Annotated in this window: 14 protein-coding genes; 5 read left to right on the top strand and 9 right to left on the bottom strand. The window is 52.4% G+C overall.

The genetic code is table 11. From position 1 onward, the window contains the following. Positions 1-24 precede the first annotated feature (24 nt). From CFE42_RS11905 to CFE42_RS23925, 5 genes are all read left to right on the top strand, one after another. Positions 25-1863: a hypothetical protein gene (locus CFE42_RS11905; RefSeq protein WP_238563740.1), complete on the top strand. Its 1839-nt coding sequence runs from the start codon at positions 25-27 to the stop codon at positions 1861-1863. Continuing rightward, on the top strand, positions 1860-2690 hold the full coding sequence (locus CFE42_RS11900) for a class I SAM-dependent methyltransferase (protein ID WP_004629595.1): 831 nt from the start codon (positions 1860-1862) through the stop codon (positions 2688-2690). Before CFE42_RS11905 ends, CFE42_RS11900 begins: the two co-directional genes overlap by 4 nt. A 169-nt stretch (positions 2691-2859) precedes the next feature. Then, on the top strand, positions 2860-3642 hold the full coding sequence (locus CFE42_RS11895) for an ABC transporter permease (protein WP_004629597.1): 783 nt from the start codon (positions 2860-2862) through the stop codon (positions 3640-3642). A 15-nt stretch (positions 3643-3657) separates the two neighbouring features. After that, the gene (locus CFE42_RS11890) at positions 3658-4404 is read left to right on the top strand and encodes an ABC transporter ATP-binding protein (RefSeq protein WP_004629599.1); all 747 of its coding nucleotides are present in this window, start codon (positions 3658-3660) and stop codon (positions 4402-4404) included. Positions 4405-4506: 102 nt separating this feature from the next. Beyond that, entirely contained in the window at positions 4507-4740 is a 234-nt protein-coding gene (locus tag CFE42_RS23925) for an IS3 family transposase (protein WP_338010854.1), read from the top strand. A gap of 182 nt (positions 4741-4922) precedes the next feature. Here the strand turns inward: CFE42_RS23925 and CFE42_RS11885 are convergent, their stop codons facing one another. The 9 genes from CFE42_RS11885 to rfbB form a co-directional block, all read right to left on the bottom strand. Then, positions 4923-5993, bottom strand: coding sequence for an MraY family glycosyltransferase (locus tag CFE42_RS11885; protein ID WP_004629601.1), 1071 nt, complete (start codon positions 5991-5993; stop codon positions 4923-4925). 4 nt (positions 5994-5997) lie between these two features. Further along, complete coding sequence (locus tag CFE42_RS11880; protein WP_004629603.1) at positions 5998-6792, bottom strand: glycosyltransferase; 795 nt, start codon at positions 6790-6792, stop codon at positions 5998-6000. Positions 6793-6803: 11 nt separating this feature from the next. Next, complete coding sequence (locus CFE42_RS11875; RefSeq protein ID WP_037043972.1) at positions 6804-7772, bottom strand: glycosyltransferase family 2 protein; 969 nt, start codon at positions 7770-7772, stop codon at positions 6804-6806. 202 nt (positions 7773-7974) lie between these two features. Next, positions 7975-9366 carry a hypothetical protein gene (locus CFE42_RS11870; RefSeq protein WP_004629606.1) on the bottom strand — a complete coding sequence of 464 codons (1392 nt, stop codon included), beginning with the start codon at positions 9364-9366 and terminating at the stop codon, positions 7975-7977. Further along, positions 9359-10195: a glycosyltransferase gene (locus CFE42_RS11865; protein ID WP_004629609.1), complete on the bottom strand. Its 837-nt coding sequence runs from the start codon at positions 10193-10195 to the stop codon at positions 9359-9361. Before CFE42_RS11865 ends, CFE42_RS11870 begins: the two co-directional genes overlap by 8 nt. Positions 10196-10571: 376 nt before the next feature. Beyond that, positions 10572-11123, bottom strand: a complete 552-nt coding sequence (gene rfbC / locus CFE42_RS11860) for a dTDP-4-dehydrorhamnose 3,5-epimerase (protein ID WP_004629611.1) — start codon at positions 11121-11123, stop codon at positions 10572-10574. Beyond that, on the bottom strand, positions 11120-11998 hold the full coding sequence (gene rfbA / locus CFE42_RS11855) for a glucose-1-phosphate thymidylyltransferase RfbA (protein ID WP_004629613.1): 879 nt from the start codon (positions 11996-11998) through the stop codon (positions 11120-11122). Before rfbA ends, rfbC begins: the two co-directional genes overlap by 4 nt. Before the next feature lie 10 nt (positions 11999-12008). Beyond that, positions 12009-12926, bottom strand: a complete 918-nt coding sequence (gene rfbD / locus CFE42_RS11850; protein ID WP_004629616.1) for a dTDP-4-dehydrorhamnose reductase — start codon at positions 12924-12926, stop codon at positions 12009-12011. After that, positions 12916-13980, bottom strand: coding sequence for a dTDP-glucose 4,6-dehydratase (rfbB, locus tag CFE42_RS11845; protein ID WP_004629618.1), 1065 nt, complete (start codon positions 13978-13980; stop codon positions 12916-12918). Before rfbB ends, rfbD begins: the two co-directional genes overlap by 11 nt. Between the last annotated feature and the right edge of the window lie 127 nt (positions 13981-14107).

Raw genomic sequence — 14107 nt, 5'->3', positions numbered from 1 at the left:
AAATAGCTGAACCTAAAGTACACCATGAAAGTATCTCTTCGCCGAAATAAAGTTGATCCGCATTTTTACCGTAGCTTTAATGAGGATCTACGTCACATGACGAATGAGCAACTACAAGAGCACTATGCGAGCAAAGGGCGGAAGGAAGGTCGACACCCGAATTGGGAATCCGTCGTTCGAACGAGGGCTGAGCTACAAGGATTCGACTTCGAATTCTATCGCGACTTCTACCATGATTTGCGACATCTTCCGCCCTCCGATCTAATCGCACATTTTCTCGAGCATGGTAAGCGAGAAGGGCGCTTTGCTAGCCCTGAAGAACTCGCAATGGCTGAGAAGCAAATCAAATCGTTTGATGCAGACTTCTATCGTGCTTACTACTCTGACGTAGCAGCATTCAGCGACGAACAAGCGAAAAATCACTATCTTGCCTTTGGCTTGCGCGACAAGAGATATCCGAATGTCGATGCCTACATCAATGATCTCAATCTCGATCACTGCCCATTGCCTAATGACTTCTCATCAGAGACATACCTCAAGCTGAACTCTGATCTTCAAAACCACCTTAAAAAACCGTGGGAACCCGCATTGCACTACATGATGTATGGGCGGTGGGAGGGACGCCAATATCAGGGGAATAAGCCCAGCACCACATATAATGCAAGGACGCTACACCAACAGCTCTCAAGTGTCTATGACATGCCCGAGGTCGTCATTGACCCGCTCCGGAAGCCAACGGTAAATGTGCTGGTTCCGGCGTTCGACTTTGCTTCGATGTCCGCAGGATTTTTTGGCGTATTCCAAGTAGCCCTGTTCATCAAGCGATGCGGCTTGAACGTTCGACTGGTAATGTATGACAAATTCAACTTCGATATTGATTACTCTCGCGAGAAGCTGAAGAATTACCCAGGGATGGAAGCGCTGTTCGATGATGTTGAAGTGGCATATATCGGAGATCGCATAACGCCACTAGCGATCTCACCGCTCGATAACTGCGTTGCAACAGTCTGGTATAGCGCCTATCTTGCAAAAAAAATCATGGCGCTTTGCGGCGGAAGAAAATTCCTTTATCTGATACAAGATTACGAATCAGTATTTCACCCCAGCGGCTCCCAGTATGCATTGTCAGATCTGAGCTACAGCTTTAACTACTCCGCACTTTTCTCATCTGAATCGCTGCGAAATTATTTCACCGAAAACAAAATCGGTGCATTTGGACGAGAAAATGTGGATTCCACGTACTTTAACAATGCATGCGCCAGTGCCCTCCCCCCCAAGGAGGAGTTCATCTCTTCGCGGCGCCAGGGCAAGAAAAAAAGGCTAGCATTCTACTCCCGGCCGCCAGTACACCGGAACATGTTCGAATTGGGGGCGCTCGCACTCATTTTGGCTGTTCAGGAGGGCGTCTTCCCAAAGGACGAGTGGGAGTTCGTCGGCATCGGCCTAGGCGAAGCAACCATCGAACTCAGCGAGGGGCTTCATATGAAGCAGATGGAACGCATGAACTTGCGCGAGTATCAGAATGTCATATCAACCTTTGATATTGGCTTTTGTTTGATGGCTTCCTCACATCCCAGCCTCCTTCCGTTTGATCTGGCTGGCTCGGGCGCCGTAGTGGTGACTAATAGTTTTGGCGTCAAGGATCAAACCTACTTCGACAAGCTAACTCGAGACGTTATCGTTGCTACGCCAGATGTACACGCCCTCGTTGAAGCGCTGCGTGTTGCCGTCAACCGGGCCAACGATCTGGAAACTCGCTACCAAAATGCCTTAGCGATGACATTCCCGCGCACCTGGGATGAAACCTTCACCGAGGAACATGTGATGTTCATTCGCAATACCTTCAAGGAGACGCTTCAATGAATACTCCACGCCTGACGCTCGGCGAAATCGGTCGACGACATGGCTCGGACAAATTCACACGCCATCGATACGAGAGTATCTACGAATATTTTCTCGAGCCGCTGCGCGATAGCCCCCTGAAATTGTTGGAAATCGGCATTGGGGGCGAAAATCTCGAGTCAGGTGGAGGCTCACTAATCGCATGGCGCGACTACCTACCCAATGCCGAGATTTTTGGAATCGACATCTATGACAAATCCTTTCTTGCCGGCGAGCGCGTACATACATTCATCTGCAACCAAGCGGAACCCGAGGATCTGAATCGCCTGTGTGACAAACACGGTCCATTCGACATCATTATCGATGATGGAAGTCATCGCGGGCCCGATGTCGCTAGCGCGTTATTCACACTATTCCCTCGCCTGCGTGCGGGCGGAATATACTTCATTGAGGACACTCAGACGAGCTACTGGCCCCAGTACAACGGCTCTTCGCTCGTACCGAATTGTTACGATACTGCCATTCGCTGGACCAAACTCGCCGTCGATCTCATCAATCGAGGCGAGATACTCGATCCTTCAGCTTTCCCATTAGCTGCAAATATTGACATCTCAGAGCTGCACGTTTACCACAACATATCTGTTCTGGTGCGACGCCCCGAGGGGCATTTACTCGAAAGTAATATTATTACAGAAAAAATGCGGGCGGACTTTCTAGCCGCAGATCTCGCAATGCATGGTGATATATCCTCATTACATATGGATCTTGCCCAAGACCCCGCCCTATTTCGAGCACTCCTAAAAAAAGTCGTAGAACTCGGCGGACTGAAAGAGTTACTTCGCGATTGATCGCCACCTAAAAACTGGTCGCGTGAATTTAGATAATAAAAAATATCGCAAGTCGACAAAGAATATAAAAATAAAAATAATCAATCTATAATCTAAGTTTTATGTAAAAATCGAAACGCGCTCTTACACCAATACGACAAACACTTTTCACCCGCCAAGCAATTCTCTTATGCTCTCAACTGCAATAACCGATCTTCGGGAAAGTTTGATCTCCTGGCGACTATGGTCGCTACTTGGATGGTTAGAAATTCGGCAGCGATATGCCAGATCGGCAGTCGGACCATTTTGGTTGACGATCAGCATGGCGATCATGATCGCTTCCATCGGGGCCGTATACGGAACATTATTCGGTCAAAACCTGACAGAATATCTGCCATACCTGAGCATTGGCTTGGTTATGTGGTTTCTGCTTGCGCAAATTGTCAACGATGGCGCAACAGTTTACATTCACAACTCGCATTACATTCGCCAAGCCGCCACACCAAAACTACTTTATGTACTTCAAATCGTATGGCGAAACCTCATTATTCTAGCTCATAATTTTGTTATTGTGATAGCACTCTTGGCTATATTTGGCGTAAAAAGTTGGACCACACTTCCACTGTTTGTTCCAGCGATCATTCTATTTATATTGAATGCAATGTGGATGGCAATGATTGCAGGGCTTCTTTCAGCTCGCTTTCGCGATCTACCGCAGATTATCTCCTCTTTATTCCAGGTAGCGTTCTACGTATCACCCATCATGTTTCGACCTGCATCATTAGTGAGATTCGAATGGATCGTTGATTTGAATCCCCTAGCTTATCTACTGCAATTGGTCCGAGGCCCTCTGGTGGGAGAAATTCCGTCTCTAGAGACCTGGGGAATTGCGATTGGAATGGCAGCAATTGGATGGACAGTCGCCTTGTTGCTGACAGGGCGCTACCTTAAGCGCATTCCGTACTGGGTTTGATCGGAGACTTCTAGAATGGCTTATCTCGAATTGTGCAATGTCGGACTAGATCTCCCGATCTATGACATACAAGGGCGCTCTCTCAAAAAGCGCCTCATGCGGCTGGGCAGACGTAATGAACTCGCTGAAAAATCTTCTGGCGTTATTGTAGTGAACGCCCTTGCCGGGATCAATTTGCGCTTGGATTCAGGCGACCGAGTCGGTCTCATCGGCCATAACGGTGCGGGCAAATCTACTCTGTTGCGGCTTTTGGCAGGCATCTACGCACCTACCTCCGGCTCCATTGAGAAACAGGGCAAGGCTGTTCCGCTCCTCGATATCAGCCTCGGGATGGACGAGAATTCAACAGGGTATCAAAATATTCGCCTGCGCGGCCTATTGCTGGGCATGACAAACGCGGAAATTCGCAACAAAGAAAGAGACATAGCAGAGTTCACCGGTCTTGGTGATTCATTGGACCTGCCGCTGCGTACATATTCAAGCGGTATGCGTATGCGACTTGCCTTCGCGGTTTCTACGGCGATAGACGCTGATATCCTGCTACTTGATGAAGTGATTGGCGTGGGCGATGCTTCGTTCCAGGAAAAGGCCAACGCACGTCTGCATGACCTTCATAATCGCGCACAGATTGTCGTTTTGGCCATCCACTCAAATGATGTCATTCGGCGAATGTGCAATAAGGTCATCTGGCTCGAGCACGGGCATATAAAAATGTTTGGCTCCACGGATGAGGTTCTCAGCGTGTACGAGGGCCAACATTAGGCATCGCCAAGGTATTCCCGCCCGCAGAGGCGATCGCCTACGGTTAAAATCGGGCCAGCGGTGGGAGCACCTAGCCCGATCTTCGCGCTCAGGTAGCAATGCGTGCACCACCATCGCTTTGAAACCTTGCTGTACGTCAGCCGCGCGATCGCCAACCGAATTCAGCTCTACAATCATCGACGGCCACAACAAGCGCTGAAGACGAAAACACCGGCTGAGGCTTTGCGTTCGCCGCTTAACCTAAGCAGGTTTCGCTGGATCATTCCACACCTTCTCTCAGATAGGTCCGGTTTACGTCGGCGGAGGGGTCAGCTTTACAGCGAGACCAATACTTAACCTAGGCTCGGCGCTTGGGCCGTCCATCCGACAGTTTGTAGGGCCTCTTTGCAGAGCACTCAGGGGCTCGCTTCACGTCGGCATGAGTAACTCTGGTCCGGTTTGGATAAGTATTACCTTTTGCTTTCCCGGGCGCCACATCGTTCGCAATCGCCCCGGCCAATCACATCGGCTTTTGGCCCCTACTTTCGCCTCATCACTCTTCTGCCAAAGCGGGCAAAGCGCCATGCGTTATGCATGATTAGGATGTACAGACTCGACTGCACGAGGAACAGTGCAAAGAGCCACTGATCTGGAACGCCCATCTTCCACCCCAACACGCCGATTAACCCCATCACGGCATTGCTCGCCACAATTATCCAAACAATGGAATTGGGCCAAAATCCAAGGCGCGACAGAATATGATGCAAATGTGTGCGATCCGCTGAAAGAGGGTTTCTTCCTTTCAGGGCACGGCGTAAAACAACCGCCAGCAAATCTATCAAAATAAAACCGAGTATCCACAGCATTACGACGGGTGGAACATGTTTTCCACCGTTGTATCGAGCTTGGGAAAGCTCGACAGCAAACCAGGCAATAGCAAAACCTAGCATCAGGCTGCCCGCATCGCCCAAAAAGATGCGTACCTTTCCCCGCAGAGGGGTACGTACATTGAAGATCAAGAAGCCAAGCAACGCCCCGCAGAACACCACACAAATACGTTGTGCAGCGCCGTTGCCCAACTCACCTGCAACGTAGGCAAACCAGGCAAAGATAACAAACGCCAGCCCGCCACATAGCCCGTCAATGCCATCGCTCATATTCATGGCGTTCGCCACCGCAACGACGGCGAACAGTGTCAGCGGAATCCCCCAGTTGACCAGATCAATCTCGCGCCGACCAAACAAATCCCCCAGCGACATCAAATAGACCCCGCCCCACGAGGTCATCAAAATCGCAGCAAATATTTGGGCAAGCAGCTTTGGGACAGCCGGTATATTGCGTAAATCGTCCATGACTCCGACCACTGCCAGCATGGATAGTCCACCCAATAAGGCAACGTAATAGCCCTGGGTTCGCATGTACATCAGAGACCCGATCCATACCGCCATGGTAATCGCAATGCCACCAATGAGCGGCACCTCGCCGACATGCCGCTTCCGTGCGTCCGGGCGATCAACCAAGCCTGCTGTCGCCGCCACAGGATGAAGGGCAAGGACCGCGAGTACACACGCTAAGAAGGAGGTACCGGGTACCCAGAAGAAATCAAACATGCCGTTATTTGTGTTGAATGTCGGCCCGAGCGAGACCGAGGCGATAGCGCCAGTATGCCTTTGAACTGAAGAGTCGCCCTAGGCTGGCGATATGCCAAGCCAAGTACCGCCACTTCCGATGGCTGGCCCGCTGGGCGTCGTGCACAACCACTGCTTCCTGCACCCAGGTAACGGATCGTCCCAATAGGTGCATGCGTAGACAGATGTCCGTGTCCTCGCAATACAGTCGATATCGCGAATCAAAGCCCCCCACATCGCGAAACGATTCACGGTCGAAGACCATGCACATGCCGGCAACCCAATCGACCTGCTGCACAGGAATCGTGGGCAAGTAATCGGCCGTGCGATGACCTCGCCAAAAACGCTTGAACAAGCGCCACGGCGACAGGACACGACGGGCGCTGTCCTCAATACGCCCTTGCGGCGAGACAACGCGCGGACCAACCACTCCAGGGTACAGCCTGACGTTGTCCAACAGTGGCGTTAAACTGCGCGGCCCCACGTGAATATCAGGATTCAGAACACAAAAATAATCCGCCCCACAGAATGCGAACGCTGCGTTGTGGTTTTCACCAAAGCCCTTTGGTACTACGTTTTCAATCCAGATCAACTCGAAACCAGGAGCTTCTGTAACGAAGGGGTGCGCTTCTGGCAAGTTCAGCGTAACAATGACCTGCAGTGGGACCACCGCGGCCAGTTCTCGAAGTTGCTGCAATAGTGGTTGCAGTAGCTCGCCTTGACCATGGCTTACGACGGATACTGCCACCTGCAGCGCGACATCCCCTGTTGCCTCTTGCATGAGCGACCCTTTCAGACTTGAATCAAGTCACGAACCATGCCGGCGAATCCATCAGCGAATCGATGATAACCGTGAGCGCGCGACTCTCGCATCACGGAAACCAGTCGCGGGCCTAGTGATTTGCGGAACGCTATGCGACGTAGAAAATGGCTTTGCGCCTCTTCCAGCAAAGCCAGCCGGTCTGTGGGAATGGGCACACTGGAAGACTCGAGACGCTGATGCAGTGCCTCAAGGCGAGCTAGCTTGTAACGAAGATATTGGTCGCGAGGCGTATTTACAACACGCCGTGCGTGCGTAACCAGTCGCGAAATAGTGGATACAGGAATACCAATCACATTGGCGCCGTGCTGGCGGTATTGGGTCAGTCTATCGGGCAGCATTGCCACAGTGCCTTGTGCAGCGGCACAAGCCGCAAGCCATTCGTCATGAATCCAGCCATCCGGAAACGGCAGCGCAAGTTCCAACAACTCGCGCCGGAATGCCGCTGTCGTACCGGTCACAAGATTACGCCGGCAGTACACTTCAAAAAACCGCTTGCCGCTCACCAATGCCTGCTCGTGGGGCGATAGCCTCAGCGCCTCAAATAACGATTTCCCCAGATCCTTTCCCTCGCCATCAATCAGCACGGCATCAGTATGTACAAGCAGGATCGACGGAGTGGTCTCTAGACACTCCATCAATTCAGCGACCTTGGTGTTAGCCCATATGTCGTCCTGATCGGCAAGAAAAATCACGTCGGTTTCTAACGAGCGGATCGCTTGTTCGAAATTGCGACGCACGCCAAGCCGTTCTTCATTGCGAATCAGAGAAACGCGCGTGCGACCCATACCTTCCATCTGCACTGCCCAGGCCTGCAGACGCTCCCAAGTTCCATCATCAGAACGATCGTCACACACCACGATATGGGCAGGCGCGCGTGACTGCCGAGCAATTGAATCCAGCTGAGGTTGCAAAAATACACCCGCATTGCACGTGCACATTGCAACCCCGCACGTCAGCTTGACGCTAGGTGCTACCTTGGGAACCGACGCGATTGCGGGTGATGTCCGCAGGTCTTCAATGGGCCCAGAAATCATATTTAATTAATTTCCGACAGCCTGCACAGTAGGCCATCAACTCAAATACCCAACCTCTTTGAGAAAATAGATCCGGGCCCCTAGCAGTCCAAACGAAGTGACTCCACTACGAAATGGAACTTGGAGTAAGCGATTCGATCTCGTATTCTGAAGAGGCCATTGGAATCTGAACTAGATTCGGGATTTGACTGAACACAGCCTCAAACGCGACCTCCCAACGCTCAGGAAGAATTGTAACGCCTGCATTCAATACCCTTTCACTCATCGGCATCCCCGCAGCACGTTTGAGAGCATCGAGCATGGGCTCCAATTCAGGCTCCGCACATACAATATTTGCAGAATAAGCTGACAAATCTTTCTTAGGCCCATATACAGTCGTGACCACTGCTGCGCCGGCTAGCGCGAACTCTAGCGGTGGATAACTGGGATGTGGCGCCATCATCAACGACAAAACAAGATCAGTCCTACATTTGAGATCATCATATTCATCGAGCGATAATTTCCCGAGATTACGAACAATCGCACCACATTCCAGTTGAATATTCGGGACTTGCGCCTCTCCAGCCATAACAATATCCCAGGCCTCACGATCCAGCAGCCCTCGCGAAAAAGCCTCATTTATAACACGCAACCCGAAGTAGAAAAGATTTCGCTCCACCCCTGGTCGACCGTAAAAGAAAAGCGTTTTCTTTGACTTCTCAGGGAGAGGACTCTTCCTATTATCGATCAGACGCGCCACCGCAGGCTCAAACGAAACCATTGGCGTTCTTGGACCCATAATTTCGGAATCCTTGACGCACCTAACCATTAATTGCGTATTACATACTGCTACAAATCGTTGGGTCTTATAGCTATGCTCTGCCAGCAACCTTGTATCGCCGTTTGCATAAAAAATTGGCTCATAATCCTGGACAAGATAAATAAAGCGCCGTTTAAGCGGAAGCGCCGCAGCGATCATTGCATCCCACCAAGCGCTCACCACCAGTTGGTCCTCCGGATGTAAATCCAGATAGCCATAATAGTTGTATCTTCGCTCAGCGACGCTAATAACCTCTATGCTTGCCGCATCAATTGGAATATGGTATTTATCAAACAGTCCTTGAAGTTTCGAAACCTTCCCATTTACCACTGTCTGAACAACACGGAGTCTCTTACCCGTCTTATTACTGTACAGCGCCGCAAATATCAATGCAGTGGCAACCCCTCCGAATAACGACGAGTCGGACAATGTAGGAACAAGCACAACTACAGCGGGAGCTCGCCCCGCTTTTGGTAATGCCGGCATGACCGGCGTGATATAAGCATTAGCGCTATAGTAAACTTCATCAAAAGACTTTGCCGTTATCTGTTCAGCAAGGGCTGGAAACGGGCGCCCCTCGATTCGCGCACTTAGCCAATGCTCCACACGGGAAGCAAACTGATGAACCGAAAGCAGTGCCTTTCGCATCAAAAAAACACCGCGCCGAAAGACTCTGAGGACAAATATCTTCTTACTCATTAGGCTCAGCCTCGTAGGCAAAAGACACAAAACGATCGCCTACTGCGGTGTCATAGCTCTCAAGATACGACAAATAGGATCGATAAAAATCGTTATAGGGAATGGGCTTATGTCGTCTAGATTGGCTCTCTTTGTGAAGAATATAACCTCTATCGGACCCAATCAACATTGTTTTAAAGCCTGCCTTCTCGAGGCGGATGCACAAATCTACATCACCACCGCAAATAATAAAACGTTCGTCAAATCCATTTATCGCATCGAATTTAACTCGTTCAACTACGGTGACAGCCCCCGTCACCGCACTCAGCGTCAGATCACTCCTAATATCCGGCTCCAACGCGCCTTCTGCACACAATTTTGTCACGGAGGACAGAGCCTTCCCAACGTGGATATGATCTGCGAGCCCTCCCGAGACCAGATACACTCCACCATGTTGGATTGTCTTACCATCTCCATATAGCAAAACGCAGCCGACCCCTCCGATTTCCGGTTCGATCGCACGCTTCACCATGACCTCCAACAACCCTTTCGATGACTCAACTAGCTCGGTATCATTATTCAAAAAAAGAATAACGCCACCGGTTGACTGCCTCACCGCCCAGTTATTCAATTTCTGATAATTAAATGGCTGATCGTAAATTAGAACCCTTGCTTCCGGATATTGAGAAATCCCCCGCCCAATAACAGCCAACTCCGCGTCACTTGAGTTATTACTTATAAGCAGAATTTCCTTACAGCGCGGCCCAAATTTCCGCAATGATTGCACGCACTGCAGAGTCATTTCCGCCTTATCCTTAAAAGGAATCAACACCGAGATATCAGAATTCATATGATCCCTTCCTTCACTGAGGACAATTTTTTTGCCTCACCAGAATTCCCTGCAATTTCTGATGGCACCCGCCTCATGCACTCAAGAAATATTGAGAACAATTGGCCCCAAAAAAACAAAATTGCAAGCTCAGATTTTATCCTCGTCTCGCCATCTCGTTTTTTCATGACTATCCCGGGGAGGGAAAACGACCATCAACATACCAAACAACCTCTGACACTGAATCCCTGCAGCGGGTGACTACATCACGCTTAGCAAGATCGAAGACGAGATGCCGACGAATATAAAGCTAGCGCGCAGCAACAACCAAAGAAATATCAGAAAGGCTCATCGTTTTTCGAGAGTAGCAACCCGACGATTCCTCTACTAATTCCCCTCAAATGAATACATCTGCAGATGCCAACACACTGCCGCCCTGATCCTTTGCAGCAAGGATGGGAGTGCCTTCAAAGGGCCACTCAATTCCTATGGTCGGATCGTTCCACAGAATACTCCGCTCGTACTGTGGGTAATAATAATCCGTTGTCTTATATAAAAACTCAGCACAATCGGAGAGAACAACAAAGCCGTGAGCAAACCCCTCCGGAACCCACAGCTGCTTTTTGTTTTCGGCGGACAGCTTTATACCCACCCATTTCCCGAAATTAGGAGAACTCTTTCGAATGTCTACTGCCACATCGAAAACCTCCCCAGCAACAACCCTCACCAGCTTCCCTTGCGGATTCTGGATTTGATAGTGAAGTCCGCGAAGTACGTGCTTCGCTGAGCACGAGTGATTATCCTGCACAAAATTCACATCAAGCCCAGAAACCTCGCAAAAGCTTTTCTGATTAAAGCTCTCATAAAAAAAGCCCCGATCATCACCAAATACTTTTGGCTCGAGCACGAGAACCTCCGGCAGGGAGGTAGGGGTGACTTTCAGATTCATTTAATTGCTTCCGAAATAATTTGCTGGAGATATTTTCCGTAGCCGTTCTTGGAAAGCGGTGCGGCCAATTTTGCTACTTGATCAGCACCAATCCACTGGCGTCGATATGCAATTTCCTCCGGACAGGCCACCATCAATCCTTGCCGGTTCTGCAGGGTGGCAATAAACGTCGCCGCCTCCAGCAGCGACTCATGCGTGCCCGTATCAAGCCAAGCGTAACCGCGGCCCATGATCTCGACGTCCAACTGGCCCTGCGCCAGGTAATGCTTGTTGACGTCCGTGATCTCGAGCTCGCCACGGGCCGACGGTTTAATGTCGGCGGCAATGTCGCACACCTGGTTGTCGTAAAAATACAGCCCGGTGACGGCGTAGTGAGAACGCGGCTTGGCCGGTTTTTCTTCCAGCGAGAGCGCACGGAAGTTCTGGTCGAATTCGACCACGCCGTAGCGCTCCGGATCGTGAACGTGATAAGCGAAGACGGTGGCACCGGATTGCTGCGTGGCCGAACGCGTCAACTGGGCCACAAGATCGTGGCCGTGGAAGATGTTGTCCCCGAGAATCAGCGTCGAGGGATCATTACCCACGAAGTCGCGCCCAATGATGAACGCCTGCGCCAGCCCATCCGGCGAAGGCTGCACCGCGTACTGCAGATTCATCCCCCACTTGCTGCCATCGCCGAGCATTTCCGTAAAGCGCGGCGTGTCCTCCGGCGTGGAGATGATCAGGATGTCGCGAATCCCCGCCAGCATCAGCGTGGACAGCGGGTAGTAGATCATCGGCTTGTCATACACCGGCAGCAGTTGCTTCGAAACCGAGCGGGTGATCGGATAGAGTCGCGTGCCGGAGCCGCCGGCAAGGATGATGCCTTTACGCATAGCGCTTCATTTAGGAAAGAATTTGATCTAGCAGAAGATGAATGCCCTGCTTCCAGTCCGGCAAATGAATGCCGAACGTTTCGGTCAGCTTGGCGGTGTTCATGCGCGAGTTGGCAGGCCGTGGCGCGGGCAGCGGATACGCCGTCGCGGGAATCGCCTCAATCTGCTCAGGATCGACTTTCAGGTCCACCCCATGCGATTTGACGTAGCACAGCACCTCTGTGGCGTAGCCATGCCAAGTTGTTTCGCCTGCCGCTGCCAGGTGGTAGATGCCGCCCGGAAACGCCGCGCGATCACCGGACAGCCAGAAGCGCGCAATGATTTGCGCGGTCACGTCGGCGATCAACGCTGCTGTGGTGGGCGCACCGAACTGATCGGCGATCACACGCAGGCTGTCGCGTTCGCGGCCCAGCTTCAGCATCGTCTTGGCGAAATTGCCACCATGCGCGCCAGCTACCCAGCAAGTGCGCAGCACAAGCGCCGCCGCACCCGAGTCGGCGATTGCCTGTTCGCCTGCGAGCTTGCTCTTGCCGTATACGGACTGCGGGTCTACCGCATCGGTCTCGACATAAGCGCCGGCCTTGGTGCCATTGAAAACGTAGTCGGTGCTGTAGTGCACCAGCAGACTGCCCAGCGCACGCGCTTCCTCGGCCAGAACACCGACCGCCGCGCCGTTGACGGCAAATGCCGTTTCGGCATCGGTCTCCGCCTTGTCGACAGCGGTGTAGGCGGCCGGATTGACGATCACGTCCGGGCGATGCTCGCGCACCAAGCGGCGCAGCGCGTCCGGCTGCGTCAGATCGCAACCGGCGCGATCCAGCGCGATCACTTCACCTAGGGGGGCAAGGCTGCGGCGCAGCTCAAAGCCCACCTGGCCGTTGCTGCCCGTGACGAGCAACCGGGGGACAGGATTCGCCTTACGCTGCATATTGCTTCGCCACCCAGTTCCGGTAGTCACCCGAGACCACGTCCTGCACCCACGCCTGGTTGTCCAGATACCACTGGACAGTCTTGCGCAGGCCCGTTTCGAACGTCTCAGCGGGTTTCCAGCCAAGCTCGCGTTCCAGCTTGCGCGCATCGATGGCATAGCGGCGGTCGTGGCCTGGCCGATCCTTCACGAACGCGATCTGATCGCGATAGGAACCCGTCGCCTTCGGCTTGAGTTCGTCGAGCAGGTCGCACAGGGTGTACACGACGTCCAGGTTGGTCTTCTCGTTCCAGCCGCCGACGTTGTAGGTCTCGCCCAATTGGCCGCGCGCAAGCACCTCACGGATGGCGGCGCAGTGATCGCCTACGTAGAGCCAGTCACGCACGTTCTGGCCATCACCGTATACCGGCAGCGGTTTGCCGCTGAGGGCATTGGTGATCATCAGCGGGATCAGCTTTTCCGGGAAATGGTACGGGCCGTAGTTGTTCGAGCAGTTGGTCGTCACGACCGGCAAACCGTAGGTATGGTGATACGCGCGCACCAGGTGATCCGACGCTGCCTTCGATGCCGAATACGGGCTGTTGGGCGCGTATGCGGTGGTTTCCGAGAACTGCGGATCGTTGGGCCCGAGTGAGCCAAACACCTCGTCCGTGGAAACGTGCAGGATTCGGAACGCCGCCTTGGCATCGGCATCCAGGCCACCCCAATAAGCGCGCACCGCTTCCAGCAGGGTGAACGTGCCGACGATATTGGTCTGAATGAACTCTGCCGGACCGTGAATGGAGCGGTCGACATGGCTTTCCGCCGCAAAATGGACCACGGCGCGCGGCTTGTATTTGGCAAGCAAGCCATCAAGCGCGGCGCGGTCGCAGATGTCGGTTTGGGAGAATACGTGACGCGGGTCGGCCTCAACGGGCTCCAACGTTTTACGGTTGCCTGCGTAAGTCAGCTTATCGACGTTGACGATGCCGTCGGCCGCAGGGTCGGCCAGCCAATTCAGAACGAAATTACCGCCAATAAAGCCGGCACCGCCGGTTACGAGGATATTGGACAAACTCAGTGCTCCTTGTCTCGGCCGTGGGAACTCGTTTGGGCCACGCAATGTACCCATGAGGCGCAGCGGAGTTGTTAAATATGGTGGGAAGTCGCGTATTCTATCCGACCCTAGGGCATACCCTGCC

Source organism: Ralstonia sp. PBBBR1 (assembly GCF_002256165.1).
Lineage (GTDB): Bacteria > Pseudomonadota > Gammaproteobacteria > Burkholderiales > Burkholderiaceae > Ralstonia > Ralstonia thomasii.
This window is presented reverse-complemented; position numbering and strand designations above follow the sequence as displayed.